The 26278-nt window shown below is 70.6% G+C and carries 22 protein-coding genes; 13 read left to right on the top strand and 9 right to left on the bottom strand.

All coding sequences use genetic code 11. The annotated features are described in order from the left end of the window. Nucleotides 1–394: 394 nt before the first annotated feature. Nucleotides 395–2098 (bottom strand): IS1634 family transposase, encoded by a 1704-nt coding sequence (locus OG884_RS35805; protein ID WP_326639544.1) that lies wholly within the window; start codon nt 2096–2098, stop codon nt 395–397. 116 nt (nt 2099–2214) lie between these two features. Further along, nucleotides 2215–2910, bottom strand: a complete 696-nt coding sequence (locus tag OG884_RS35800; protein ID WP_326640288.1) for an RHS repeat-associated core domain-containing protein — start codon at nt 2908–2910, stop codon at nt 2215–2217. Nucleotides 2911–3142: 232 nt separating this feature from the next. Between OG884_RS35800 and OG884_RS35795 the strand changes: the two genes are divergently transcribed. Continuing rightward, nucleotides 3143–3595 (top strand): MFS transporter, encoded by a 453-nt coding sequence (locus OG884_RS35795; RefSeq protein ID WP_326640286.1) that lies wholly within the window; start codon nt 3143–3145, stop codon nt 3593–3595. A gap of 89 nt (nt 3596–3684) precedes the next feature. Here the strand turns inward: OG884_RS35795 and OG884_RS35790 are convergent, their stop codons facing one another. Beyond that, entirely contained in the window at nt 3685–4173 is a 489-nt protein-coding gene (locus tag OG884_RS35790; RefSeq protein WP_326640284.1) for an NUDIX domain-containing protein, read from the bottom strand. A 202-nt stretch (nt 4174–4375) separates the two neighbouring features. Beyond that, nucleotides 4376–5395 (bottom strand): hypothetical protein, encoded by a 1020-nt coding sequence (locus OG884_RS35785; RefSeq protein WP_326640283.1) that lies wholly within the window; start codon nt 5393–5395, stop codon nt 4376–4378. Nucleotides 5396–5627: 232 nt separating this feature from the next. On the opposite strand from OG884_RS35785, the gene OG884_RS35780 reads away from it, so the two are divergent. The 4 genes from OG884_RS35780 (at nt 5628) to OG884_RS35765 (ending at nt 9487) form a co-directional block, all read left to right on the top strand. Continuing rightward, the gene (locus OG884_RS35780) at nt 5628–6653 is read left to right on the top strand and encodes a LacI family DNA-binding transcriptional regulator (RefSeq protein WP_326640282.1); all 1026 of its coding nucleotides are present in this window, start codon (nt 5628–5630) and stop codon (nt 6651–6653) included. Between the two features lie 203 nt (nt 6654–6856). Next, nucleotides 6857–8023, top strand: a complete 1167-nt coding sequence (locus OG884_RS35775) for an FAD-dependent oxidoreductase (RefSeq protein WP_326640280.1) — start codon at nt 6857–6859, stop codon at nt 8021–8023. Then, complete coding sequence (locus tag OG884_RS35770) at nt 7935–8672, top strand: extracellular solute-binding protein (RefSeq protein ID WP_326647098.1); 738 nt, start codon at nt 7935–7937, stop codon at nt 8670–8672. Before OG884_RS35775 ends, OG884_RS35770 begins: the two co-directional genes overlap by 89 nt. Beyond that, nucleotides 8669–9487, top strand: coding sequence for a carbohydrate ABC transporter permease (locus OG884_RS35765; protein ID WP_326640279.1), 819 nt, complete (start codon nt 8669–8671; stop codon nt 9485–9487). Before OG884_RS35770 ends, OG884_RS35765 begins: the two co-directional genes overlap by 4 nt. 56 nt (nt 9488–9543) lie before the next feature. Here the strand turns inward: OG884_RS35765 and OG884_RS35760 are convergent, their stop codons facing one another. The 3 genes from OG884_RS35760 to OG884_RS35750 form a co-directional block, all read right to left on the bottom strand. Next, on the bottom strand, nt 9544–10986 hold the full coding sequence (locus OG884_RS35760) for an amidohydrolase family protein (protein ID WP_326640277.1): 1443 nt from the start codon (nt 10984–10986) through the stop codon (nt 9544–9546). Then, on the bottom strand, nt 10983–12266 hold the full coding sequence (locus OG884_RS35755) for a CoA transferase (RefSeq protein ID WP_326640275.1): 1284 nt from the start codon (nt 12264–12266) through the stop codon (nt 10983–10985). The genes OG884_RS35760 and OG884_RS35755 overlap by 4 nt, the downstream gene beginning before the upstream one ends. Nucleotides 12267–12823: 557 nt before the next feature. Then, nucleotides 12824–13522 (bottom strand): neutral zinc metallopeptidase, encoded by a 699-nt coding sequence (locus OG884_RS35750; RefSeq protein ID WP_326640273.1) that lies wholly within the window; start codon nt 13520–13522, stop codon nt 12824–12826. An 807-nt stretch (nt 13523–14329) separates the two neighbouring features. On the opposite strand from OG884_RS35750, the gene OG884_RS35745 reads away from it, so the two are divergent. The 8 genes from OG884_RS35745 to OG884_RS35710 all read left to right on the top strand — a co-directional run bounded on the left by OG884_RS35745 (nt 14330) and on the right by OG884_RS35710 (nt 23409). After that, on the top strand, nt 14330–16144 hold the full coding sequence (locus OG884_RS35745) for an ABC transporter substrate-binding protein (protein ID WP_326640271.1): 1815 nt from the start codon (nt 14330–14332) through the stop codon (nt 16142–16144). A gap of 6 nt (nt 16145–16150) precedes the next feature. Beyond that, entirely contained in the window at nt 16151–17158 is a 1008-nt protein-coding gene (locus tag OG884_RS35740; protein WP_326640269.1) for an ABC transporter permease, read from the top strand. 64 nt (nt 17159–17222) lie between these two features. Beyond that, the gene (locus tag OG884_RS35735) at nt 17223–18125 is read left to right on the top strand and encodes an ABC transporter permease (protein WP_326640267.1); all 903 of its coding nucleotides are present in this window, start codon (nt 17223–17225) and stop codon (nt 18123–18125) included. 3 nt (nt 18126–18128) lie between these two features. After that, nucleotides 18129–19262 carry an ABC transporter ATP-binding protein gene (locus tag OG884_RS35730; protein WP_326640265.1) on the top strand — a complete coding sequence of 378 codons (1134 nt, stop codon included), beginning with the start codon at nt 18129–18131 and terminating at the stop codon, nt 19260–19262. After that, complete coding sequence (locus OG884_RS35725; protein ID WP_326640263.1) at nt 19259–20269, top strand: ABC transporter ATP-binding protein; 1011 nt, start codon at nt 19259–19261, stop codon at nt 20267–20269. The genes OG884_RS35730 and OG884_RS35725 overlap by 4 nt, the downstream gene beginning before the upstream one ends. A 32-nt stretch (nt 20270–20301) precedes the next feature. Then, nucleotides 20302–21171 carry a GNAT family N-acetyltransferase gene (locus tag OG884_RS35720; protein WP_326640262.1) on the top strand — a complete coding sequence of 290 codons (870 nt, stop codon included), beginning with the start codon at nt 20302–20304 and terminating at the stop codon, nt 21169–21171. Between the two features lie 128 nt (nt 21172–21299). Next, a complete protein-coding gene (gene murQ, locus OG884_RS35715; protein WP_326640260.1) occupies nt 21300–22211 on the top strand; it encodes an N-acetylmuramic acid 6-phosphate etherase in 912 nt (303 codons plus the stop codon). A 49-nt stretch (nt 22212–22260) separates the two neighbouring features. Next, nucleotides 22261–23409, top strand: a complete 1149-nt coding sequence (locus OG884_RS35710) for a serine hydrolase domain-containing protein (protein ID WP_326640258.1) — start codon at nt 22261–22263, stop codon at nt 23407–23409. Nucleotides 23410–23502: 93 nt separating this feature from the next. On the opposite strand, the gene OG884_RS35705 is transcribed toward OG884_RS35710, so the two are convergent. After that, nucleotides 23503–24396, bottom strand: a complete 894-nt coding sequence (locus tag OG884_RS35705) for a MurR/RpiR family transcriptional regulator (RefSeq protein WP_326640256.1) — start codon at nt 24394–24396, stop codon at nt 23503–23505. A 300-nt stretch (nt 24397–24696) separates the two neighbouring features. Next, the gene (locus OG884_RS35700; protein WP_326640254.1) at nt 24697–26226 is read right to left on the bottom strand and encodes a glycoside hydrolase family 3 protein; all 1530 of its coding nucleotides are present in this window, start codon (nt 26224–26226) and stop codon (nt 24697–24699) included. Nucleotides 26227–26278: the final 52 nt, after the last annotated feature.

Here is a 26278-nt window from a genome sequence, read left to right as displayed (position 1 = left end):
GGGATTCCATACCTCACACGGAACTCCACCGCCTCCTCCGGTGATACTGCCGACGCTGCCGATTTCTGTGGTATTAGTGCAGCCGCCGAAGTTGGCCGGCCGTGATGCAACGCCATTGCAGTAGTTCTCATCTGCGGTCGGCACCGGCACCGGCACCGGGATCGGCTTCGGGGTCGTCGGGGCGGGCTTCGGGGTGGGCTTCGGAGTGGGCTTCGGAGGCGTCGGGGTGCGCTTCGGAGTGGGCGGGGTAATCGTTGAGGTCTTAGCAGTTCTTCTGGAGCCGGGGTTCCGCAGTTGATGTAGCGGGATAGTCCGCGAATCTGGGGATTGACATGCGGAAACATGCCGTCTGCTGGCGGGACGGCGTGTATCTAGGGGCTGGGGTTCGGCCTGGTCAGCGGCTGGGCGGGGTGAGCTGGTAGATCCTGGGCGGGGCATCGATTTTGAGGGCGTGGAGCAGATCGCGCTGGGCTTTGGTGATCTCGGTGCGTTGCCGGAAGGTGCCGGCGGGGCCGGTGAAGGTGCCCAGAGTGATCCGGTCGAGCTCGCGGCGCAGGGCGGGCCAGGTCTGCCCGGTGGAGGTCTCGGCGATCCGGGCCAGCAGCAGCGCCAGCCAGCAGAGCAGGACGTGCGCGCGGATGCGCTGCTCCTTGCGGTGGAAGACCGGCCGCAGATCGATGATCTGCTTCATGTCGCGCCAGCCCCGCTCAACCTCGAGGAGCTGCTTGTAGCCGAGCGCGATGTCCTCAGGAGTCATCTTCGGGTCCGAGGTGCGCAGCAGGTACTTGCCGTCGAGGTTCTCCTCGGCCTTGATTCTCGCGGCGTCGATGCGCAGCAGCCCGCCGGGCGTGGTCCGCAGGTACCGGTTCAGGCCGGGCTTGGTGGAGATCACCCCGCGCAGCTCCGCACGTTTGGTCGCGTTCAGCCGATCGGTGCCCTCGATCAAGGTCGCGAGCTGGGCGAGCAGTCGTTCCCGGACCTTCTCGTCCCGCTGCGCGGCCTCGGGGTTGAAGCAGATGATGAACCGCTCGTCCTCGCGGATCCGAACCTCCTTGACCCGCAGGTTGTCGCGGATCTCCTGGTAGCGGCCCTGACGGGCGAGTGCTTCGGTGGCCTCGGCCGATCCGGAGCGGAGCTTCTCTCCGATGATGTAGTGGTGGTCGCCCTTGCGCAGGTGCAGCCGGTTGCGCTCGGAGGCGAAGCCGCGGTCGGCGACCCACACGATCCGCGACAACGTCCAGTCCCGCATATCGTCCTTGACCTGCCGGATCAGCGCGGAGTCGCCGGTCGCGCCGGGCCAGGACCACACCCGGACGGGGATGCCGGTGCGGGTGACGGCCATCCCGATCACGACCTGCGGCAGGTCATCGCGGTGGTCCTTGGACTTGCCGAACGACCGGAACCCCTTGCGCTTGTGATCGTCGGTGGCGTCCTGCTCGGGCACGACCTGGCCGAACGCGTCGCGAGGCACGGCTTCGTCGGCGTCTTCGGTCTCGAAGTAGGTCGAGGTGGTGTCGAAGAACAGCAGATCGACCTCGAGGTTGAGGAGGTTTGCGACCTGGTGGAACACCTCTTCCTCGAGCTTTCCGGAGATCTCGATCAGCCAGTCCATCGCCCGGTAGCAGGCGTCGTCGCTGGTCGCGGGCAGCAGGCCGTCGATCGCCACGTCCTCGTTCACCCAGCGGGCCGCCGCGAGCTTGGAGCAGGGGGCCAGGGCCCGGTTGGCGACCAGCGCGAACAGCACCCGCTCCGCGGCCGGGTCGAGCCGGCGGCCCTTGAGCAGCCGTTTCATCACCTTGCCGATCTCCAACTGCCGCCAGAGGGCATCCAGCACCCATGTGCCGCCCAGAGGTCGGGACTCGGTGAACGCCAGCCCGTCGGTCGCCGCCGACAAGGCGGCGTCGGGATCGAGGAACCGGGTGACCGAGGCGATCAGGCGCTGCAAGGCTTCCCGGTTCGCGGCATCCTCGCGGCCGAAGTTGTAGACGACCTGCACCTTCGACCGCTTCAACACCGGATCCCACACGTTGTGCGCGAGCTGCAGGTATCGGACTTCCGTCCCGTCCTTGTTCCGGCGAGGCGTCGACCGCAGATACATGGACTAGACGATAACGCCATAACCCTTGGCAGGCCTAGGAAACGGCGAATATGCGTGTATCTAGGCAGAATCGAGAATCCGACCAGTCCCCACCCCTCTGACCAGCATCTACACCTTCAGCCGTGGCCCAGAACCCTGATTAGCTGCGGAACCCAGGTGGAGGGAATGTCGTCAGCGCGGGAAGTGGTTTTGGTGGCCGTTGTGGTTGTCGGCGGTGAGGAATCTCGGGTGTAAACCGGGTTGCGTCTGAGATGTTCAGCCGCTGTCAATGCGCCGACTGCAGCCACAGCCGCAACGGCCAGCTTCCAAGCAGGAATCGCCAACAAGAAGGGCAGGTGTCCTGTTGGGTCGATCCCGACCAGCGGACTGGCGTTGGCGTAGGTGTAGCGGTTGGCCTGAACGGACGGCTCGGGGTTGAGGGTCCAGTCGTCGCGGGAGACAAAGGCGCCGGTGCCGGGCTGGTACCAGCGGGCGTGCATGTTGATCTTGCCGGTATCGGGGTCGGTGTACTCGCCCTGATAGCCGAGGGCGCGCTGGGCACCGGAGCGGTGGGTGACGGTTCCGAATGGGTCGTAGGCGACCGAGTCGACCAGGGCGGTGCCGGAGAAGGTGCCCACCACATCACCGTGCAGGTCGGTCATGGTTCCGAGGGCCGGCCCGGTGCCTTCTTGCAGGCTGAGCAGGCCACCGAAGGGGTCGCGGCCGTACTTGGCCTGCAGAGCGCCTGCGCCGTCGCTGACGGCGACGATGTCGTTTTCCAGACCCGAATAGGTGAAGCGCTGCTGGTCGGCACCCTTGGTGCGCGACATCATCCGGCCCAGCGCGTCGTAGCCATAAGAGGCGTCGCCGTCGTTGACGAGCCGATCGAAGGCATCGAAGACGAGGTTGCGGGTGACGCCGGCCTTGGTCTCGGTGGCGGTGGTGCCGCGCGGGGTGTAGGTGTAGTCGACTCCGGCGCCGGAGATCAGCCGGTTGCGCTGGTCGTAGACGAAGGTCTCGGCCCCGGCCTTGGTGCGGTTACCGGAGGCGTCCCATTCGTAGGCGGTGACGGCGCCTCCGGGGGCGGTTTCGGCCTACTACTCCGACCTGATCGGCCGCCGCAATGTGATGCTCATCGGCACCGTCTTGTCGATCGTCGCCGGCCCCGCCGCGTTCCTCATCATGAAGCCGGGAGACGCGGTGTCGTACTTCCTCGCGCTCGGCCTGCTGATGGTGGTGATGGGCATCCCCTACGGACCGGGCGCCGCCTACCTGCCCGAAATATTCCATGCCCGCTACCGGTACACCGGCGCGGGCATGGGCTACAACCTCGCCGGCATCCTGGGGGGCGCGGTCCCGCTGATCATCGCCCAACCACTGGTCGCCAAGTACGGCGCCATCAGCCTCGGCTACTACCTCGCCGTCCTCGGCCTGATCAGCACCGTGTGCGTGCTGGCCATCGGCGAGACCAAGCACCGATCCATCGACGCCGATACCCACTCCGCGCCCACCACTTGAGCAGACAGCCGGAACGGTGATGCGGAATCCCACGGGGCCACCGGGTGGCGGATCGCCTGCGGGGCTGCCTGCCGCGCTGGGGCGGATGATCATTCCGGGGCGAAGTGCCTCGCCACGATGCGGGTGTGCAGCGGGAATGCCAGCTCTCGCGGCCCGTCGATCAGCAGCCACTCCGTCGTCTCGGCTGTGGGCGTGACCGGTGGGAGGGTGGCCGAGTCGGTCCTCGGCCCCAAGGCGAAGATCAGCACGGTGCCGTCGGGAGCGCTGAGCACGTCCAGGAGGCGCACGTCGTCCGCCCCGACGACGACCCCCGTCTCCTCGCGGAGCTCCCGGACGGCCGCCTGCTGCCAGGATTCGCCCATGTCGATGAAGCCGCCGGGCAGGGCGAGCCCGCCCCGGTGCGGCTCGATGCCGCGGCGGACCGCCAGCAGGCCGTCGTCCACCGGCAGCACCATCACCGCGACCGGGAGTGGGTTGAGGTAGGAGGTGTTCCGGCAGCCGGCACAGGTGCGCGGCCAGGTCTGGCCGGGGGTGAAGGCCTCACCGCAGAAGGAGCAGTGCGAGTTCCTGATCGTCACGATCGTGAGACTAGAGCAGAACGGTCGCGAAGCACCCGGTCATGCCACATGTGATCGACCACTCACCCGGCCGTCACCGTCAGGAGGCCGCCTGTGAGGCGTTCTCCGGCGGTTTCGTCAGGAAACGCCTCATCCGGTTGGGTGACCTGCGATCATCGGCCGTGAGCCTGGCCGATGCCATGGTCGCGGGCCCGGTATCGCGCTAGACGGCGCGGGCGACGGCGATCGTCGACCGGCTCCGCTGGCCGGCCTCGTAGAACATGTACTCCACGCCGCCGTCGGTGCCGAAGGAGGCGGCGGCGCTGCGGCCGCTGTCGGGAGCCCCGGCCAGGGGCCGGTGGAAGACGCCGAGATGGACCTCCCGATCGAATGAGTTGCCCACCTCGGTGAGGAACATGTTCCCGCTGTTGCCGTGGTAGACGACGTACGCGGTGCCGTTGCGCTTGAGGAGAGCAGGTGCGGCGATGTCGCTCTGCCCGTCGGGGCCGGGAGAGACCAGCGGGGTCGGGTCGAACTGCCAGTTCTTGCCGGTGGACGACCAGGCCCAGAAGATCTTGCGGGAGCCGTTGGTGACGCCCATGAAGATCATGACGTACCTGTTGCCGAGCCCGGGGACCGTGTGCTCGAAGACCCGCGCGTAGGAGGTCTCCGTCGTGCCCGGGATGACCCCGGTGTGCAGCACTCTGCCGTGGTAGGTGAAATGCACGCCGTCGGTGGACCAGGCCATCCGGGTGGTGGTGTTCTCGCCGTGGAAGTACAGGTAGAACTGCCGGTTGTCGGGGTTCCAGATGATGTGCGGTGAGGAGACGTGGCTGACCGAGTAGTGCGGTGACCAGTTGTTGGAGACGATCGGGTTGTTCGGGTACTCGGTGAACCGGTCGCTGAGCGAGTTGCCGTAGGCCAGGCAGATGCCGCCGGGCGCGTCGTGCGGGGCGTAGTAGAGGTAGTAGCGCCCCAGCGGGCTGGTGATCTTGTCGTACACGCCCCGGACGCAGGGGAAGATCAGCTCATTGGTCGGGTTGTAGCGCAGGCTCGCCTTGGCGAACGGCGTGCCGATGTACTGGTAGGTGGGGAAACCGGCGGGTCCCGCCAGGGTCGACGCGGACGTGTCCACGATCGCCGCCGTGGCCGTCTGGGGCAGGCCGAGGCCGAGGCCGCCGGCCACACCGGCGCCGACCGCCGCGCGCAGCAGCCCGCGGCAGTCCAGGAGAGGTTCGGTCATCGGCGATCCCTTCGCGACGACTTTCACGGTGAGTGATGGTGAGCAAATCTCTCTGATCGCAAAGGTTCGGCCAGGTGTGCTCGCCCGTCAAGGCACTAATACGAATTATCACGGGTGAGATTTCCTCGGAACGGTCCCGGCGCCGCGCTCTTGACAGGGGCGCGTGTTCGCTTGCAAGATGACGACCCGACTCCGCTAATGCGCATTATCACCAGATGGGAAGCTACGGATCGTGACTGCTCCCGGTCGCCGACTCACCCAGCAGGACATCGCCCGCATCGCGGGGGTGAGCCAGACCACCGTGTCGCTGGTCCTCAACAACAGGACCGACGCCGAGGTACGCATCGCCCCGGAGACACGTGAACGGGTGCTGAGGGTGATCAGGGAGACCGGGTATGTCGCCGACCCGGTCGCCCGGAGGCTCGCCGAGCGGCGCAACCGCATCCTGGGCGTCTTCACCTACGAGGCGGTCTTCCCGACCGCGAGCGCCGACTTCTACCACCCCTTCCTGCTCGGCATCGAGGAGTGCGCCGAGGAGATGGGCTGTGACCTGCTGCTGTTCACCAGCGCCAGGGCCGTGGGGGAGCGGCGCCGGATCTTCAACGAGGACAGCCGGGTGCGGCTGGCCGACGGCTGCGTCCTCCTTGGGCGCACGGTCGACCGCGACGACCTGGCCCGGCTGCTGGCCGAAGGCATCCCCTTCGTCTCCATCGGCCGCCGCGACGACGCCGGCGCGCCGGTGCCGTACGTGGGCGCCGACTACCCGCCCGCGGTGCGCGCCCTGGTCGACCGGGCGGCGGGGTTCGGCCATCGGCGGCTGGCCTACGTCGGCGCGGGAGCGGGCGCGGAGTCACCGGCCGACCGCATGCGCGGCTTCCGCGAGGCCGTGGCCGCGGTCGGAGCCGAGGGGGTGCACGTGCAGGTCACCGGCAGGACCTCCGAGGAACTGCTGGAGGAGTTGTCGGCGGCCCGGGTGACCGCCGCCTTCGTCGAGGAACCCGCCGATGCCTTGGCGATCACGCACGCGGCGCGCGAACGGGGTCTGGCGATCCCCGGAGACCTGTCGATCCTCGCGCTGGGCGCTCCGACCAGGCCCGTCCACGTCGACCTTACCGGGTTCCGCATCCCCCGCCGCGAGATGGGTCGCAGAGCCGTCGAGCTGCTGGCGGAGCTGTTGGAGAGCGGCGGGGGGACACCACAGGAACTGCTGGCCTGCGAGCTGGTCGAGGGATCCACGCTCGCACCGATTCCAAGCTGATCGAACGCTGATCGAAGAATGATGGGAGAGGCCCCCGACGTGGTTGAGATATCGGCGGATGCGGTGGTCGTCGGCGGAGGACTGGGTGGCGTCGCCGCCGCCCTGGCACTGCTGAGGGCCGGGCGCACCGTTGCTACCGCGACCACTATCCGCTGACCGAGCGGTCGCGGGCCTGGCGGGAGCTGAACCCCGGAGCCGGACACGTGAGCCGCCTCTGTCACGAGCCGCGCGTCGCGGTCGCGGTGATCGAGGCGATGCTCACGCCGTACCGGGGCTCGGGGCGGCTGCGCGTCCTGCAGCCGTACCGGCCAGTCGGCGCGGAGATCGACGGCGACCGGGTGCGGGCGGCCCGTCTGGAGCACCGGGACGGAGCAGGTGAGGTCACGGTCGTCGCGCCGTACGTGCTGGACGCCACCGAGACGGGCGAGCTGCTGCCGCTGACCGGCACCGAGTACGTGACGGGGTTCGAGTCGCAGGGCGACACCGGCGAGCCGAGCGCGCCCGCCGAGGCCCAGCCGATGAACATGCAGGCCGTCTCGGTCTGCTTCGCGATCGATCACGTCGACGGCGACCACACCATCGACAGGCCCGGATCCTACGAGTTCTGGCGGAGCTACCAGCCCGGCTTCTGGGGGGACCGGCTGCTGTCCGGGCGCTGCCCGCACCCCAGGACCCTGGAGATCGTGGAACGCTCCTTCACCCCCAATCCCGACGACGACCCACTGCTCGTCGAGGCCGACCAGCGGCTCAACCCCGGCGACGCGAACCTGTGGACCTTCCGCAGGATCGCCGCGCGGCGCAACTTCGCGGACGGCGCCTACGCCAGCGACATCACCCTGGTCAACTGGCCGATGATCGACTACCTGGAGGGCCCGGTCATCGACGTGCCGGACGCCGCCGGGCACCTGGCCGCCGCCCGCGAGCTCTCCCGCTCGGTGCTGTACTGGTTGCAGACCGAGGCGCCGCGCCTCGACGGCGGGACCGGGTTTCCCGGCCTGCGCCTGCGGGGCGATGTCACAGGCGGTGGCGACGACGGCCTGGCCCAGGCCCCCTACATCCGCGAGTCGCGCCGCATCCGCGCCGTGTACACCGTGGCCGAGCAGGACCTGTCGCTCGCAGTGCGCGGAGACAAGGGCGCGGTGAGCTACGCCGACTCGGTCGGCGTGGGGATGTACCGCATCGACCTTCACCCCTCCACCGGGGGCGACAACTACATAGACGTGGCCAGCTCGCCGTTCGAGATCCCCCTCGGCGGTCAAGCTCTGGCAGGCCGAGGGCAAGCTGTACGCCTACCCGTTCTCCACCTCGCCGTTCGGGGTGTTCGTCAATACCGACCTGCTCAGAAAGGCGGGCCAGAAGACCCCCGCTGAGATGATTAAGGACGGTGCGTGGACCTGGGAGAAGGTGGTGGCCCAGAACGCCGCGGTCGCCTCGAAGACCGGCAAGACGGGCATGGTCATCCGCGACTTCGACTACAAGAGCTGGGACAACCTCGCCTCGGTGTGGGGCCGCTGGGGCGCCCGGGCATGGAGTGAGGACGGCAGGACCTGCGGGTTCGACAGCCCCGAGATGGTCGAGGCCATGACGTTCCTGCACAGGGCGGTCTTCACGGACAAGGCGTTCCCCGGTCCTGGCACCACGGCGGACTTCTTCGCGGGCGACGCGGCGATGACCATCACCCAGATCTCCCGCGCCTCGCTCCCGCAGGACGCGAAGTTCGGCTGGGACCTCGTCCCGCTGCCCGCGGGTCCCAAGAGCGAGTACTCGGTGATCGGCCAGGCGGGCCTGGGCGTCTTCAGGAAGTCCGCGAACGCCGCGGCGGCCGCCGACTTCCTGGCCTTCTTCACCAACCCGGCCAACTCCGCCAGGCTCGCCGCCTACTTCCCGCCGCCCCGGGCCTCCGAGCTCACCGCGGACACCCTGGCCAAGAGCAACCCGCTGCTCAAGCCCGACCAGCTCCAGCAGGTCGTGATCGGCGGCATCGAGAAGGGCGTGGTCAAGCCCAGAGACATGAGATGAAGACGCTCCTGTACGGCCTGCTGTGCCTGTTGTGCGTGCCGTTCGTCTTCCCGACCTGGTGGATGGTCACCTCGTCGTTCAAACCGGTCAGTGAGATCTTCGCCTTCCCGCCGAGGCTGCTTCCCGCGGACTTGGACATCTCGGCCTACGGGCAGGTCTTCCGGCTGCAGCCCTTCGCGGACCAGTACCTCAACGGCCTCTACATCGCCCTGGTCGTCACGGCCGGGACGATGGCGGTGGCGGCCATGGCCGGTTACGCCTTCGCGCGCATCCGCTTCCCCGGCCAGAACGTCCTCTTCGTCGTGGTGCTGCTCGGACTGCTCATCCCAAGCGAGGTCACGATCGTCCCGCTGTTCCAGATGTTCCACGGGCTGGGGCTCACCGACACCCACTGGCCGCTGATCCTGGTGCCGATCCTCGGCGCGCCCAGCGTGCTGGCCACCTTCATCATGAGGCAGTTCTTCAACAGCCTGCCAGGTGAGCTGGAGGAGGCCGCCCGCGTCGACGGGCTCGGCAGGTTCGGCACCTTCTACCGGGTCGCGCTGCCGCTGGCCCGCCCCGCGCTCGGCGCCGTCGCGATCTTCACCTTCCTGCACAGCTGGAACCTCTGCCTCGAACCCATCGTGTATCTCTCCTCGCCGGAGAGGTTCACCCTGCCGCAGGCGCTGACCCAGTTCGTCGACGCCTACAGCGGGCCGATGTGGAACGTCCAGCTCGCCGACGCCTCGATGACCGCTCTGCCGGTGCTGGTGGTGTTCGTCCTCGCGCAGCGGCAGTTCATCGAGGGCCTGGCCCACACCGGCCTGAAGGGCTGACCTCGACGCGCACGCGGGTCGGCTGTCCGTGGAGGCCAGGCGGAGGCGTACGGCGTCTACTTCCCGGCGGCCCCCGCGCCGAGCCTGTCCCAGATGAGGCGGCCTCCCACCAGCACCGCCAGGACGGGCTCCGGGTCGGCGGGCACATCGGCGAGGCGAGTACGCAGGACGACGAGGTCCGCCGGCGTACCGGGACGGATCCGCCGGGCCGCCCCGCCCGGCTCGCCGGGCGGGGCGAGGTAGGCGCCGAGGGCCTGGGAGAAGGTGAGCCGCTCACCCGGACCGGCGACCCGCCCGGACGGGGTGTGCCGCCGGGTCGCCGCGCCGATGACGGTCCAGGGGTCGAGCGGGCCGTAGGGGGCGTCGCTGGACAGCGCGACGGGCACGCCCGCCCGGACGAACGCGGCGCAACGGTACAGGTCGTGGTGGTCCTGCTCGGGGAGATCCCGCAGGAAGTCGTCGCCCCGGTGCGCGAGGAAGCCCGGCTGGGTGACGACACGCAGGCCGAGGCGCGCCATCTCCGGGAGGAGTTCGGCCGGTACGAGCGCGGCGTGCTCGACCCGGTCACCGGGCAGGGGGCCGGCGTCGTCCAGCGCGACCAGTAGCAGGACCAGCGCCTCGCGGGTGACGCAGTGCACGGCGACCGGGCGCCCGGCGGCGTGCGCGGCCCGGATTCGGCCGGTGAGCTCGTCGAGTGCGGGCAGCCCGGAATCGGCGATCACGATCTTGTACGGCCCGACGGCCGGGCACGGTGGCCCCGTGGGGTCACCCTCCCGCCCGGCCGGGGTGTCCAGCGGGGCACCGAGCAGGTGGACGCGCTGGGGCAGCGCCCCGCCACGCATGGCCTCGGTGATCGCCGTGACGGCGCCGGCGTCGAGATCGGGGGTGGCGTCGGTGACGGCGGTGATGCCGAAGCGGGTGAGGGCGGCGCCGATCGGGGCGAGGTCGGGGGGACCGGCGGGCGGCAGCCGGGACCGCAGCCAGCCGTCGGCGCGCCAGAGCCGTCCGGTGGGGGAGCCCCGGCCGTCCCGCTCCACACCCGGGTGATCGGCCCCGGCCAGGCCGGTCGCGGTGATGGCCGCGGTGTTGAGGGTCCACAGCGCGCCGCTGCGATGCTGGACGCGGACCGGGCGGTCGGAACGGAGGCGGTCCAGCGCGGTGGCGTCCAGGTCGCCGGCGACCGTCTCCGCGTACCCGACGCCACGGATCCACCCGTGCCCGTCAGGGACGGCGGCGGCCAGCGCGGCGGCCAGCGCGGCGGGACCGGTCACCTCGGGAGGGCCGCAGCGCACCGAGGTGCTCCAGGCGGCGAGCGCGTGCAGGTGCAGGTGGTGGTCGCAGAGCCCGGGCAGCAGCGCGCCGCCCCGGCAGTCGTACCAGGCCTCTTTGGGCCGGCGGCCGAGGGCGGTGCCCACCTCGACGACCTGGCGGCCTTCGACGCGGACGTCGACCCCGGTACGCCCGCCGAGCTCGGCGTCGTGCAGCAGCAGGCCGGTCACGGGGACACGATGCCCAGCTCGCGCAGCACCCCGGCGGTGTGCTCCCCGCTCCGGGGCGCGATCCCGGGCGCCGCCCGCCGCCGGGGGACGGCGACGTCGACCGGCCCGGAGCGGGCGTCGACGACCCACCCGCCGTTCCGCGACCGGGCGGCCACCGAGCTCGGTGGCGTTTCTGCGGCGGGATCCAGCGTGGCGGCGACCACGTCGGACATGGAGACGTCCCACAGCGCGCCCGTGCCGTCCGGCGGCGCCGTCGCGGCGAGGACGGCGGCGGTCAGGCCGGTGAGTGGGTCGGCGATCGCGTCGCCGCAGAACAGCGGGATCCCGTCGGCGTCACGGGCGACCAGGCCGCTCGCCGCGGCGACATCGTCGCCGAATCCGACCCGGTCGCTTCCGCGCCCGTATGCGGTGATCGAGATCCAGACGGTACCGGCGGCGATCGCGGCCTCGGCGTCGAGCCCGAAACCGGCCAGCGCGCGGGGCCGGGACGCCTCGATGACGATGTCGGCGGCGTCGACCAGGGCGGCCATGGCATGCCGCCCGGCGGGGGTGCGGGGATCGAGAACGACGGAGCGGTGTCCGGCGTGCAGCAGCCGGTAGAACGCGCCGTTCCCGCCTCGGGCACCGTCCGGGCGCCACGGGGTCTCCACCTTGACGACCCGGGCGCCGGCCAGACCGAGAAGGTGGGCGCAGAGCGGACCCGCCCACAGCGCGCTGAAGTCCACGACCAGCAGACCGTCCGGCTGCCGGGGCGCCGCCGGTTCGGGCGGGGTGAGCGGGATGGGGGGAACGGCCCGATGCAGGAGCGGGCCGGCGGCGACGCCGAGGAGCGCGGCCCGCTCGGCGAGCTCGGCACCGGTGTGCTCACGCAGCCAGCCGGTGACCGCCGGCCACGGGTCGTCGCCCACCTCCGCGCAGACCAGCGCTCCCAGCAACGCCGGGTCATCGGGGCGGGCGCAGGAGACCGCCGCCCAGCCGTCGGCGGTGCGCAGCAGCCGGCACGCGCCTCCGGCCGACACGGTTCCACCTCGCCGGTGGCCGGTGAAGGCGGCGCGCTCCGACAGCAACCGGGCGCCGTCCAGCCGCACTCCGGTGAACTCGGTGAAACGGCCGGCCAGCTCCCGCGCCACGGTGGCGGCACGGCCCGGCGGCACCAGCACGGGGCCGCTCTCGCGGCCGGTCAGCGCGACGACGCCGCTGCGCGCCCAGTCGGCCGCCGGATCGGCTGCTGCCCCGTTTCCCGGCCGGACAAGAGGGCTGTAGCAGGCATAAAACGACACATTATGACGATACACGTCCAGATCTGGAAAGATCATATTTTGTTCGCGATGGCCGGTTCGCGGTGGACTGACGGAACGCCTTGCCGCCGGGCTCGACCATGGCTCCGGCCACCGCGTCGACCGCGTCCGGCAGCGCGTGCAACGCCGGTACCGGTACCGGCACCTGCTCGGCCAGGGCGCCTGGTCACCCGCCGCGGATGCCGATCTCGAAAGGGAGCCGATGCGGCCGTCGGCCGTGGCCTGGACGAGCAGGTTTCCCACGGCGGTCGCCTCCACGGGGCCGACCGGCACGGGCCGTCCGGCGAAGTCGGCGATGAGCCGGCACAGTGTCTCACCGGAGGCCCCGGCCCCCACGAGGTGCACGGCCTCCACTCGCCGATCGCTGAGGAACTCGGCCTGCTCCGGGGCCCAACCGAACAGTTCTACCCCGGCGACGCCGACACGATCACCGCCGAGCTCTGCGCGCGGGCCGGGCCTACACGAACGGGCCTACACGAACGGGTGTACGCGAACGGGCGGATTCGCGAGGGTGGCCGAGGTCTCGGGAGAGCCTCCCGTCAGGTGAAGCATCCCCCCACGCCCCGGCGCGCGCCCCGGTTGAAGGCGCTCAGGCGCTGGGAGGCGTTGCCGTGGTCGCTCACGTCGGTCCAGGGGGTGTCGTCGGCGTGCTGCCGCAGCGCCGCCGCGATCTCCTGGGTGTCGCCGGTCTCGAAGAACAGGATGCCGTCCTCGGCGGCTCCGAAAAGGGTCGCCCCGGCGAGGCAGTCGGCCTGGAGTTCGAGTTGCCGTGACAGCAGCCTCCGTGGAATGCGGGCCTGGACGGCGTGGCCCCATTCGTGCGCGATGATCAGATAGACCCAGGCGTCCCCCTGCCGATATCCCATTCGCATCAGGTCGACGTCCCACGCGATGAAGTCGTAGGGCGGCCAGCAGTACAGGGCGTTGTCATCGGGAAGGGGAGACCCCTGGCATCTCGGCACACTGCTCCGCGCGCCGTCGTACCCGCCGAGAACACGCGGGGGTGAATACCAGCCGGGGAAGAAGTCGGACCAGTGTGTGGCCCAGAAACGATTGACGACGTACTGGGCGCTGCGAATGTCCTGGTTGATGTCGTCGAGGTTTCTCGCGGCGGAGGCGCTCACTGGGGCGTTCCCGCTCGTCGCGGCGGTCGTGGTCCCGGTGAGGCCCGCGATCAGAACGCCGATGAGCAGCGAGACGAGTGTGAGGCGAGTGATTCTCCATCGTGAAGCGGCCATGGCTTCTCCCCTGTCACTGGTGGCCACATACCGGATGTAAGGGTTTATTTTTCAGGGGCTTTCCGGGGCAGAGCCACCATATGGGAAAAGGTAATGGTAGAAAAGCGTCATCGCGAGATTGCATGAAATATCGCGGTAATTCGCCGCAGGAGTTGGAGGGGTTAGGGGCGCGTCGTAATCGGTGTGAAGCAGAGGTGACGTCAGGGGGCTCCCGTGGGGGTGCTCCGGAGGCGACCACAGCGGGCCGCCGGTGAGACTCGGCGGGGGAGCGGAGCTCTCGCGGACGACGAGGTCGGTGGAGAGTTCGACCCGGCGGGGCTCGGGAGCCTCGCCGCGGGAGATGTCCAGGCCGCCCCGGCGAGCCACCCGTAGCTCAGCTCGGACTCGCTGAAGTCGTCCCACTCCTCAGGTTCCTACGGAGTGGGACGAGTGCCATGATCCTGCCGCCTGCCGCCTGCCGCCTGCCGCCTGCCGCCTGCCGCCTGCCGCCTGCCGCCTGCCGCCTGCCGCCTGCCGCCTGCCGCCTGCCGCCTGCCCGGGTGGCGCGGGTGTCCGGTTCTTCGGCGCCTCCGGGCTTACGTCGTCCCCCGTTCCTTCGCCGGGGCAGGCGTCCCCCGGCGAAGGAGTGATCGTCCGGCTCGCGGGGACGGCGCCCCGAAGGGTAAACGGGGAATGAAGGAAAGCTACAAAATGTTCCATAGAAGTGGAGTTTATTGACGCAACCGTCAAGGTGAACGTAAGGTCCGGACAACACCGGATACCCCCACATAGATGCCCTGACCTCGGAGAACACCCCACGGAGCGTTCATGAAGCGACTAGTAGCGGCAGCTGCCTCCCTCTGCCTCGCCGCCGTCACCGCGGCCTGCGGCGGCGCGAACGGCGCCGACAGCTCCGCCTCGGTGGGGGGCGGCGTCTTCACCACGATCGACGCGCTCAAGCCGGGCATCGACGCGAACGCGCCGATCAACCCGTACAACCCCAAGGGCAACGCCTTCCGCGGGTACAACGCCGAGTGGCTCGGGTGGACCAAGAACCACCTGACGGACCCGGACCGGTTCTACCCGGGCGTCGCGAAGAGCTGGCAGATCGCCCCGGACCGGTCCTCGATCACCATCAGGCTCCACCCGGACGGGAAGTGGTCCGACGGCAGGCCGATCACCGCGGAGGACGTGAAGTTCTCCATCGGCCTGGCCTACACCCAGGGCGGCACCGCCTATGCCCTCGACCCGTCCGCGGCCGGTGCGGCCTCCGACATCAAGATCGTGGACGACAGGACGATCAAGATCACCCAGACGGCGGAGAACCCGAGCTCCACCTTCGTCCGCGGTGTCATGGAGACCGTCATCGTCCCCAAGCACATCTGGGGCGGCGTGCTGCCCGCCGACTTCTGGGAGAGGCTGAAGGTCGCGCAGAGCGACGCCCCCGGGGCCGAGGCGGCACGGGCCGGGATCACCAGCCTCGCGGAGAAGGTCATCTCCTTCGCTCCGGCCCAGGACGTCTCCGCAGGACCGTTCGTCCTGAAGCGCGTCAACCCGGGCGAGGCGTTGCTGGTCAAGAACAGGCACTTCCACAACGCGGCCAACGTCGCCGCCGACCAGGTGCGCATCCTCAACTACACGGGCAACGAGCAGGTCTGGAACTACCTGGTAGCCGGCAGGCTGGACAGCGCGCCGTTCACCGCGGTCCCGGCCGGGGTGATGAGGCGCATCATCCAGACCCCGGGCAACGCCGTGGTCAGGGGCTACTCGCCGGTCAGCGAGGCGCTGGCGTTCAACCAGTCCAAGAAGCCATACGACAACGTGCACGTCCGCCGGGCGCTGGCCTACCTGATCGACCGCGAGCAGGTCACCAAGGTCGCCTCCCCCGAGGGCGGCACGGCCTCGGTCACCACCTCGGGCCTGCACCAGGAGGCCGCGAAGGCGTGGCTGGGTGACGGCTTCGCCGCACTGGAGCCGTACCGGACCGACCCCGCCAGGGCCGAGCGGGAGCTGCGGACCGCGGGCATGAAGAAGAAGGACGGCAGGTGGACGATGCCGGACGGCAGCCCGTGGAAGATGACCATCAACGTGCCCGCGTCCTTCTCCGACTGGCTGGCCGGCGCGAAGGCCGTCACCAGCCAGCTCAACGACGCCGGCATCGACGCCGAGGTCGTCACCACCGCCGACTACCCGCTCTACCTGGAGGAGATGGCGGCGGGCAAGTACGACCTCGGGTTCTGGCTGGTGGCGCTCGGGCCCGCCCCGTACAACATCTACCAGCGCCTGTACGGAGCCCAGAACGGCTGGCAGCTCTTCGGCGGCAAACTCACGCACGTCGCCCCCGGTACCAAGGGCAACTGGATGGGTGGTGCCGAGACCGTCGACCTCGCGGGCGAGGGCAGGATCAACCCCGGAGAGCTGACGGTCAAGCTGAACTCCGCGCCGGAGGCGGAGCAGAGGAAGATCGTCTCAACCCTGGCCAGGGCCGCCAACCAGGACCTTCCGGTGATCCAGCTGTGGGACTACGTCAACACGCAGGTGGTGAACACCACGCGCTTCAGTGGATTCCCCGGTGACGACAGCGAAGCGCTGCGCCTCACCGCGGGAGTCTGGCTCCAACTCGGCATGGTCAAGAGGAAGTAGCGACATATGACGGTCATCGCACGCCGCCTCGCGGGCCATCTCGCCCGAGGGTTCGTCATGATCCTGGTGGTCACCACGATCAGCTTCGTGATCATCAGAAACATTCCCGGCGACCCCATGCGGGCCCGCTACGAGAAGCTGGTCGAGCAGGGCATGTCGCCCGACCAGGCCGAGCGCGCCACCGCCGTGCTGTACGGCTTCATGCCCAAGGGCACGATGTGGGAGCAGTACGTCGACTACATGAAGGGACTGCTCCGGCTCGACCTCGGCCAGTCGCTGAGCGTCCCCGGCACGGGGGTCACCACACTGCTTGCCTCGGCGGCCACGTGGACGATCCTGCCGGTCCTCGTCGGCACCCTGCTCAGCTTCGCGGTCGGCATCATCATGGGCGTATACGCGGCGATCAAGCGCTCCAGCAAGCTGGGGGACGTCCTGGCCGTCTCCGGCTCGCTCCTGCACGGCCTGCCGCAGTACGTCCTCGCGCTGCTGCTGAGCGCGGTCTTCACGACCCTGCTGCCGATCTTCCCCACCGGAGGCACGGCCGACGTCACGCTGGAGCCGGGTCTCAACGCCGCCTATGTCGGCTCGCTGATCCAGTACGCCACGATGCCGGTGCTGACCTACGCGCTGGCCGGCTACGGGGGCTGGATCCTGGCGATGAAGTCGAGCGTGGTCACCGTGCTGGGCGACGACTTCATCCTCGCCGCCGAGCTGCGTGGTTTGAAGCGAGGCTTCATCTTCCGCTACGTGGCACGCAACGCGATCCTGCCGCTCTTCACCATCCTGGCGCTCTCGCTGGGCCTGCTGTTCGGCGGCGCGATCTTCATCGAGCGGATCTTCACCTACCCGGGGCTGGGTCTGCTGCTGCTCAACAGCATCACCGACCGCGACTACACGTTGATGGGCGGGGCCTTCCTGCTGATCACAGTGGCGATCGTCATCGCCAACATCGTGGCCGACATGCTCTACACCGCGATCGACCCACGGGTCCGCTCCGGACAGGAGGCTTCATGAACGGGCGAATCACGACAGCCGACAGGCACCGCCTCCCGGGCGGGCGGCCGGTGGGGGAGATCGCATGACCGCCCCGACCATCGCCGGGGGCAACACCCGCGCGACGCTGCGACGTAACTTCCGGCGCGGCGTCTGGCGGGCACTGCGGCGCAAGCCCAGCCGGATGATGGGTGTGGTCATCCTGGGCGTGTTCACGTTCATGGGCCTCTTCGGGCCGCTGCTCTACCCCGAGCGGCTGCCGCGCGACGACAACGCGCTCTATGCCGCGCCCAGCTGGGCGCACCCCTTCGGCACCGACTTCGAGGGCACGGACGTGCTCGCCCTGGTGATCACCGGGGCACGGTACGTCCTGCTGACCGCCCTGGTCACCGCGGTCATCACGGTCGCCCTGGGCACCGCCATCGGACTGTTCGCCGGGTTCAGGCGCGGACGCTGGGACGCCGTGCTCATGCGGATCACCGACATGAAGCTGACCATCCCCGCACTCCCGCTGCTGCTGGTCCTGTCGACGATCTGGAAGTTCACCAGCGCGATCGAGATGGGGCTGGTGCTCGGGTTCCTCGGCTGGGGCGGGGTGGCACGCGCCGTACGGGCGCAGACCCTCTCGCTGCGCGAGCGCGGCTTCGTCGAGGCGGCCAGAGGGCTCGGCCTGTCCACCAGGCACATCATCGGCAGGGAGTTGCTGCCCAGCATGGCCCCCTTCATCGCGATGAACACGCTCATCGCGGTGACCGGCGCGGTGTACGCGCAGGTGGGTCTGTTCTTCCTGGGGGTCCTGCCGTTCGACGCCAACAACTGGGGGGTCATGCTCAACCTCGCGGTGTTCGGCGGCGGCGCGCTGACGACGACCACCGCGCTGCCGTACATGCTGGCGCCACTGCTGGCGATCCTGCTGCTCACCCTGGGCATCGTCCTCGTCGTCGACGCCATGGACGAGATCTTCAACCCCCGGCTGCGGGAGGAGTGACCGATGTTCGTACCTGCTGAGAAGGTGTCCATGACACCGGGCGAGCGGCTGTCCGCCGCCGTGGGCGTCCGGAGCGACCGGAGCGTCGAGGTCGCCCGGAACACCGGCGGAGCCGCGGGCACCCGTGACGTGGAGACGAGCGGGCCGCCGGGAGTGCGGATCAGGGACCTGTCCGTCGTCTACCGGACGGGGGCGGGGGAACTGCCCGCCGTGTCCGGGATCGACCTGGAGCTACTGCCCGGGACGATCACCGGGGTGGTCGGCGAGTCCGGGTCCGGCAAGTCCACCCTGGCGTTGTCGCTGCTCAACGCGGTCCAGCCGCCCGGCAGGATCAGGTCGGGCAGCGTGGAGATAGACGGCCTCGGCGACGTCACCGGGTTGCGGGGCGACGACCTGCGCAGGGCGAGGGGCCGGCACATCGGATATGTCTTCCAGGCCGCCCAGAACTCCCTCAACCCGCTCAAGACCGTCGGCAAGCAACTGCTTGACCTGGGACGCTCACATGAGATCCGGGACCTGCGAGCGCTGGTCAGGGATGCCAAGGACCTGCTCGGCCGGATGGGCATGGACGGCGCGCGAGTGCTCGACTCCCACCAGCACGAGCTGTCGGGCGGGATGCGCCAGCGGGTCGGCATCATGCTCGCGCTGGTGCTCAACGCCCACCTCGTCGTGCTGGACGAGCCCACCACCGCGCTCGACATGATCACCCAGGCCACGATCCTGCGGATCATCCGGGAGGTCCACGAGGAGCGCGGGCTCACCACGTTCATCATCACCCACGACCTCGGCGTGGCGGCCGAGGTCGCGGACCGGCTGGTCGTCGTGTACGGCGGCCGGGTGGTGGAGCAGGGACCGACCATCGAGGTGCTCGGCGCGCCCCGCCACCCCTACACCCAGGGCCTGATCCGGGCCATCCCGCGTCTGGTCGGCGACATCGGGGAGGCCAGGGCGCTGCCCGGCCGCCCGCCGACGCTTGGGACCGTTCCCCCCAGGGGATGCGTCTTCAGGGAGCGCTGCGACCTGCGCATGGACATCTGCGAGACCGAGGAGCCGCCCGCCGTCTCGCGCGGCGAGCGGATCGTGGCCTGCCACGCCGTCGCCGCCGGCGACGCGGGCACGAGGGGGGAGAAGGCGTGATCACCGGGCAGAGAATCACAAAGACCTTCAAACAGCGAGGCGGTGTGCTCGCCGGACGGGAGGTGAAGGCGCTGCGCGGCGTCGACTTCGCCATCCCGAAGGGCGGGGCGGCGTCGTTCATCGGTGAGTCCGGCTGCGGCAAGACGACGCTCGGACGGATCATCGCCGGGCTGGAGAGTCACGACTCCGGAGAGATCACCATTGACGGCACGCCCATGTCGTCGCTGCGCCCGCGGCAGCGCGAGCCGTACTTCCGCCGCATCCAGCTCATCCACCAGGACCCCTACTCGGCGCTCAACCCGACCCGCACCGTGCACCAGACGCTGGACGCGCCGCTGTCGCTGCGGGCAGGGCAGACCGGCCGTTCACGGTCATGGGCGGACGGGCGCGCCAGGGAGTTGCTGGAACTGGTCGGGCTCGACCCCGACTACGTGCTTCCCCGCTACCCCCACCAGCTCTCCGGCGGCATGCGCCAGCGGCTCGTCATCGCCCGCGCCCTCACCGTCGATCCCGAGATGCTCGTCGCGGACGAGGCCGTCTCCATGATCGACGTATCGCTGCGGCTCGGCATCCTGGCCCTGCTCAAGGACCTGCGCGAGAGACTCGGGGTGAGCGTGCTGTTCATCACCCACGACGTGGCGACCGCCCGCTACATCGGCGACGACGGTGAGCTGTACGTCATCTACCGGGGGCAGGTCGTCGAGCGCGGCCATGTCGAGACGATCATCTCCGGCCCCGTGCACCCGTACACCCAGTCGCTGCTGTCGGCCATCCCGGTGCTGCACGGCTTGGAGCGGCCCGGCGAGCAGCCGGTGACGCCGGCAGCGGCGCTCGACGAGAGCCGCCACGACGCGGGCTGCCTGTTCGCCCGCCGCTGCCCCTTCCGCACCGGTCGTTGCGAGTCCGAGCATCCGGTGCTCGGTCACGGCGGGGACACGCCCCAGGAGCATGCCTGCTTCCATCCCATCCCCCGCAACGTCGTCGCCATGCCGGTAGGCCGGTCGTGAACCCGCTGGGGAACGGGCCAGGGACGCATGAGGTGTCCGGGATCCGCGAGGCCGTCGCGGCCGACGCGGCGGCGCTCGCCGGGATCGCCGGGGCCGCGCTCACCCTGGACACCGGGGAGGCGGCGAGCCTGGTGGCCAGGCTGGCCGCGCCGCCCGAGTACCGGTGCTGGACGGCGCTGGTGACAGGCGACCTCGACGGTGTGGTGTTCGCCTCCATGTCGGCGCGCGACCCGCACGCGGGCCACGTCGACCTGTTCGCCGTGTGTCCCGAGGCCCGGGGGGCGGGGCTCGGCCGGGCACTGCTCGCCGCGGCCGAGGACTGGCTGCGCGGCCAGGGGGCGACGGAGGTCCGCCTCGCGGGCAACCCGCCCGCCTACGCCTGGCCCGGCATCGACGTGCGCTACACCGAGGCGGCCTGCCTGGCGGAGAGTCTCGGCTACGAGCGTTACGACGTCGCCTGGAACATGACCGCCGACCTCACCGGCGACCTGTCCGTCGACGCCGACATCGCGCGGCTGGCGGGCTTGGGGGTCACCGTGCACGCCGCCGCCCCCGGGGACCGTGCCGCACTGTCGGCCTTCGTCGGGGAGCGGTGGAACGGTAACTGGGCGTGGGAGGCGGAGCAGGCCGTCGGCTGCCACTACGCCGTCAGGGAAGGGGAGATCCTCGGCTTCGCGGCGTGGGGTGCCAGGCCCACCTGGTTCGGCCCGATGGGCACCGCGCCGGCCGCGCGGGGCCTGGGCGTCGGCCGCGTGCTCCTGCGCCGCTGCCTCGCCGAGCAGCGGGCCGCGGGCATGTCGAGCACCCAGATCGGCTGGGTGGGGCCGCTGCACTTCTACGCCCGGGCGGCCGGTGCGCACGCCGAGCGGGTCTTCTGGCTCTACCGCCGTGACCTGCGGTGACGGCCCCCGCCCGCTGGTGCGGCCCGATGAGTCTCGCTCAAGCCGGACATAAGCCTACAACGCCCTCATTGTCAAAAGATCAGCTACTTGACGATAGCGAGACAGGAACTCCAATGACATTGGACGCCATGAGTGATTCGCTTCCCACGCTTTCCACCGAACAGAGCGATCCTCGCTACAACCGGATCGACCTGCTCCCAACCGAGCAGGTGGCCCGGTTGATGAACGCCGCGGACGCCACGGTGCCCGCGGCGGTGGCCGCGTCGATCCCGGAGATCTCGGCCGCGATCGACGCGATCGCCGCCCGGATGAAGGCGGGCGGCCGCCTGTTCTACGTGGGCGCGGGGACGTCGGGCCGGCTGGCGGTGCTGGACGCCTCCGAGTGCCCGCCGACCTTCGGCACCGATCCCGAACTCGTGCAGGGCGTCATCGCGGGAGGTCCTCCCGCGCTGACCCGTTCCGTCGAGGGTGCCGAGGACGACCGGCAGGAGGGAGCGACCGCCCTCGGGGAGAGGGAGGTGGGCGCGCTCGACTCGGTGGTGGGCGTCTCCGCCAGCGGCCGTGCGCCCTTCGTGCTCGGCGCCCTCGCCGAGGCGAGCCGCCGCGGCGCGCTGACCGTGGGACTGTCGTGCAACGCCGCGACCCCGCTGTCGGCGGCCGCGCTGCACCCCATCGAGGTGGTCGTCGGCCCGGAGGTGGTTACCGGCTCCACCAGGCTCAAGGCGGGGACCGCGCAGAAGCTGGTCCTCAACATGATCTCCACGATCGCGATGGTCAGGCTGGGCCGTACCTACGGCAACACCATGATCGAAGTGTCGGCGATGAACTCCAAACTGGCCGACCGGGCGGCCCGGATGGTCAGCGACATCACCGGGGCCGCCCTGCCGGCCTCCCGCTCCGCGCTGGAGGCGGCCGAGTGGCACGTGAAGGTCGCGGTGCTGATGATCGAGCACGGCCTCGACGCCGACGGCGCGCGGGTCCTGCTGGAGCGGCACGGCGACCGTCTGGAGGCGGCACTGGAGGGGGTCCGGGGTGCCTGAACCTCCGGTGGACCCTCCTGACCGCCCTCCGGCGGTGGAGTCCGCGGCGGTGTCTGTTTCCGGGGAGGAGGGCAGGCTCGCCGAGGTTCCCGGAACGGCGATGAAATCTGCGGCGGTGTCCGTTCGCCGAGAGGGGGCCGGGCTCGCCGGGATTCTGGGGGCGGCGGTGCCGCGCGTCTGTTCGGCGGCGGTGGCCGCGATCGCCGTCGGCGGTGTCACGGTGGCCGCCGCGGCGGTGGGGGAGAACGTGCGCTACTCGTCGGCCTCGGAGCAGCTCGCCGCCGACCGGCCGCCCGCCCGGCGCGACTCGATCTTCGATCTCGCCTCGGTCACCAAGCTCTTCACGACCGCCGTCATCCTGTCACTGGTCGAGGAGGGCCGCCTCGGCCTGGACGAGCCTGTCGCCGCCTGGCTGCCCGCCTGCTACGGCGGCGCCCCCGAGGTCACTTTGAGGCACCTGCTCACCCACACCGCGGGCCTGCCACCGGGCCGCAGGGCCCACGAGGAAATCCCCGGTAGCGGCCCCAAGGTCCACGCCAGGCGGATGGCGCGGATTCTCTCGACGTCGCCGATCGGCCCCGCGGGCGGGCGTTACCTCTACTCCGACGTCGGGCTGATCACGGCCGGCCGGGTGGCGGAGATCGCCGGGCGGGCGCCCCTGGACGAGCTCGCCCGCGCTCGGATCACCGGCCCGCTGGGCCTGTCCGACACCGGCTACCGTCCGGCCGCGTCCCTGCTGCCCCGGATCGTCGCCACCGAGCACAAGCCCGAGCGCCCGGGGCCCGGATGCGTGCGCGGCGAGGTCCACGACGAGACCGCGCACGGCCTGGGCGGGGTCGCCGGGCACGCGGGGATCTTCTCCACCGCCGACGACCTCCTGCGTTTCGCCGAGACGCTGCGTACCGGGGGCGCGCCGATGCTGCGCCCCGCCACGGTCGCCGAGATCACCCGCGACCACGGCGTCGAGGGCACGGACTTCCGGCATGGCCTGGGCGTGCGCATCGGCGACCCCGCGATCGTCGGCCCGCTCGCCGACGCCTACGGCCACTCCGGCTTCACCGGCACCTCGCTCGTCGTCGACCCAGGACGTGCCCTCGCCGTCGTCCTGCTGACCAACAACGTTCACCCGCTGCGCGGCCGCGCGGGCATTCGCGACCTGCGCAACGCCGTCGCCATCGAGGCCCTGCGCCTGTCCTGAGCCCGCGTGTCCTGAGCCCGCGTGTCCTGAGCCCGCGTGGACGCCGGACCCCGATCGTGCGATCGTTCCGCCCTCGCCGCGGAGGGGCGGCCCCTACCTGCCCCGGCGGCGGTGGTCGGTTCTGAAGCCGTCGATGGCGTCCCTGGTGGCCCGCAGCGCGGCGTCCGAGGCCTCGAAGGTGCGCTGCGCGATGCCGACGAAGATGCAGTCGACGATCAGAAGCTGGCTGATCCGGCTGGCCAGCGCCCCCGGGCGGAAGACCGTCTCCCTGCCGGCCGAGACCAGGACGTGGTCGGTGAGCTCGGCCAGGGAGGAGCGGGGGTTGTTGGTGATGGCCACCGTGGTCGCACCCGCCCGCTGCGCGACGCGCAGGGGCGCGAGCACGTCGGGGGTCTCACCGGTGCAGCTCACCACCACCGCGACGTCGTCCGCCCGTACCAGTGCCGCGCTGGTCAGTGCCAGGTGCGCGTCGGTGAAGGCGTGGGCGGGCAGGCCGATCCGCATCAGTTTCTGCGCCATGTCGGCCGCCACCAGCCCGGAGGCACCGACTCCGTAGACGTCGATTTTGCGCGCCGCGATCAGTGCCTCCACCACCGCGCCCAGCCGGTCGGGGTTGAGCTGCGCCGCGGTGTCGGCCAGCGCCTCCGCCTCGGCCCTGGCCACCTTCGCGATCACGTCGGTCAGTGGATCGTCGGGGCCGAGGTCACCGGGGACCAGCCGCTCGGGCTGGTCCCTGGCCACCGCGGCGGCCAGCGCGAAGCGCAGCTGGGAGTATCCGGCGAAGCCCAGGGCCCTGGCGGTACGCACGATCGTGGCCTCGCTCGTCCCGGAGACCGCGCTGAACTCGGTGATGGTGCTGCGGGCCACCATGCCGGGGTCGTCGAGTATGAGGCGGGCGATGGCCTGGGCCGCGGGGGTGAGCGAGGGCAGGACGGCTCTCACTGTGGCCACCAGGTTCACGGGGGTGGGGCCGTCGAGGACGTTCATCAAATCTCCTTGAGCGTGGAGACCCCGAGCTCTGGTTCTGGGGAGGAAAGGCGGCGCGGTGCCGAATGGTTTTGTGGGGTTTTCGGCAGTGGCGACAACCAAGCTACCGAAACATGGCGTGTGCTGCTTTCGCCGTCGGGCCGGCGGAGAGACGAAACGCCTGTGGAGGTGGCGTGGGGCCTGACCGGCTCAGGCTGGGCGGGCGGTTGCCGGTGAGGCGGGAGGCCCGGCCCGTGAGGGTGGGAATCCCTCGGCCTCAGCCGTGGGGAGGAGGTCAACGAGTGCCTTTCGGGTCAGGAGTCAGCCCGTCGGCCGCCGGCCGCCGGTCAGCCAGTGGGCGACGGCGCGGGCCGAGGCCCGGGAGATGCCGTTGGTGGTCACGTACACGGCTCCGGTGGGCTCGCCGGGCATTCCGGTCTCGACCACGACGGCGTCGGGGCGTAGTACGGTGGCCCGCGCCAGCAGATCCCTGACCCAGGGGTGGCGCCAGGCGTCGTGTACCACCAGGACCAGCGGGCGTCCCTCGTCGCCGGGGCCGGACAGCTCGGGCGGTTCGGGTGTCTCCACGGTGACGATGTGCCCGGTGGTGCCCGGCATCAGCTCGGTGAAGGCGCCGATGAGGCCGGTGGGCGTGCCCGGCTCGACCGCCTGGCTCAGCCGAGGGGCGATGTCGACGACCAGCGGTGGTCCGGAGAGCACGGGTGGGGTGCCGACCACGCGCATGGCCGCGCGGGCGGTCCGCAGGCCGAGGTCCTCGTCTCCCGGGTCATGCCCGCCCCACGCCCGCGCGGTGTTCCGGGCCGTTCGGGCCTCCGCGGCGCCGCTCGCGGCGTACCAGCGGGACAGGGCCAGCACGCGCGAGGCCGCTTCGGCCAGCCGCTCCTCGGTGAGCCTGCCCTCCCGTACGGCGTCCACGATGGCGTCGCGCAGCTCGTGGACGTTCTCGCCGCCGGGGGAGGAGATGCCCGCGCAGATCGCGTCGGCCCCCGCCGCCAGGGCACGGACCGCGATCTCCCCCGGCGGGTGCAGAGCGGCGACGGCGCGCATCTCGATGGCGTCGGTGACGATCATGCCGTCGAATCCCATCTCCTCGCGGAGCAGCCCGGTCATGATCCGTCGGCTCAGCGTCGCGGGGTTGTCCGGGTCGAGGGCGGGGACCAGCAGGTGCCCGCACATGACGGCCCGTACTCCGGCTGCCACCGCGGCGCGGAAGGGTGGCAGATCACGCTCGGCGAGGAGCTCTGCGGAGGCGTGCACGGTCGGCAGGGCCCGGTGGGAGTCGGTGTGGGTGTCGCCGTGACCGGGGAAGTGCTTGGCGCAGGCGGCGACCCCGGCGCCCTGGAGTCCAAGGATCCAGGCCGCGGTGTGCCTGGAGACCAGCTCTGGGTCCGGCCCGAAGGAGCGGACGCCGATCACCGGGTTGGCGGGGTTGGCGTTGACGTCCGCCACCGGGGCGTAGTCGAGGGTGATGTCGGCCGCGGCGAGGAGACGGCCGATCTCCTGGGCGACCAGCCGGGTCTGCTCGACGTCGTCACCCACGCCCAGCGCCCGGTTGCCCGGCCATGAACTGCCCGTCGTGGCCTGCAGCCGGGTGACGGACCCGCCCTCCTCGTCCACCGCGACCACCACGGCGGGGTTCTCCGCGCGTAACCGGGCGACGAGATCGGCCGTATGGGCGGGGCCTGCGAGGTTGCGGGCGAACAGCACGGTCCCGCCGAGGCCCTCCTCGCCGAGCGCGCGGCGCAGCCAGCCGGGAGGCTCGGTGCCGTCGAAGCCCGGCTGGAGGACGGTCATGGCCAGCCGGGCCAGGTCGGGGCTGCGGTGGGGCATGCGGTCACCTTCTCGGTCGAGGGAGGCGTCTTCGGACAGGTCGGTGGAGAAG

This window comes from Streptosporangium sp. NBC_01755 (assembly GCF_035917995.1).
Lineage (GTDB): Bacteria > Actinomycetota > Actinomycetes > Streptosporangiales > Streptosporangiaceae > Streptosporangium.
Note: the sequence above shows the minus strand (reverse complement) of the source record. Positions and strands in the feature narration are given on the sequence as shown.

What these genes read in the sequence shown, in the direction of transcription:
- OG884_RS35805 (WP_326639544.1), bottom strand. Translation starts at nt 2,098, where the DNA reads ATGTATCTGCGGTCGACGCCTCGCCGGAACAAGGACGGGACGGAAGTC.
- OG884_RS35800 (WP_326640288.1), bottom strand. Translation starts at nt 2,910, where the DNA reads ATGATGTCGCGCACCAAGGGTGCCGACCAGCAGCGCTTCACCTATTCG.
- OG884_RS35785 (WP_326640283.1), bottom strand. Translation starts at nt 5,395, where the DNA reads ATGACCGAACCTCTCCTGGACTGCCGCGGGCTGCTGCGCGCGGCGGTC.
- OG884_RS35765 (WP_326640279.1), top strand. Translation starts at nt 8,669, where the DNA reads ATGAAGACGCTCCTGTACGGCCTGCTGTGCCTGTTGTGCGTGCCGTTC.
- OG884_RS35750 (WP_326640273.1), bottom strand. Translation starts at nt 13,522, where the DNA reads ATGGCCGCTTCACGATGGAGAATCACTCGCCTCACACTCGTCTCGCTG.
- OG884_RS35745 (WP_326640271.1), top strand. Translation starts at nt 14,330, where the DNA reads ATGAAGCGACTAGTAGCGGCAGCTGCCTCCCTCTGCCTCGCCGCCGTC.
- OG884_RS35740 (WP_326640269.1), top strand. Translation starts at nt 16,151, where the DNA reads ATGACGGTCATCGCACGCCGCCTCGCGGGCCATCTCGCCCGAGGGTTC.
- OG884_RS35735 (WP_326640267.1), top strand. Translation starts at nt 17,223, where the DNA reads ATGACCGCCCCGACCATCGCCGGGGGCAACACCCGCGCGACGCTGCGA.
- OG884_RS35730 (WP_326640265.1), top strand. Translation starts at nt 18,129, where the DNA reads ATGTTCGTACCTGCTGAGAAGGTGTCCATGACACCGGGCGAGCGGCTG.
- murQ (WP_326640260.1), top strand. Translation starts at nt 21,300, where the DNA reads ATGAGTGATTCGCTTCCCACGCTTTCCACCGAACAGAGCGATCCTCGC.
- OG884_RS35705 (WP_326640256.1), bottom strand. Translation starts at nt 24,396, where the DNA reads ATGAACGTCCTCGACGGCCCCACCCCCGTGAACCTGGTGGCCACAGTG.
- OG884_RS35700 (WP_326640254.1), bottom strand. Translation starts at nt 26,226, where the DNA reads ATGCCCCACCGCAGCCCCGACCTGGCCCGGCTGGCCATGACCGTCCTC.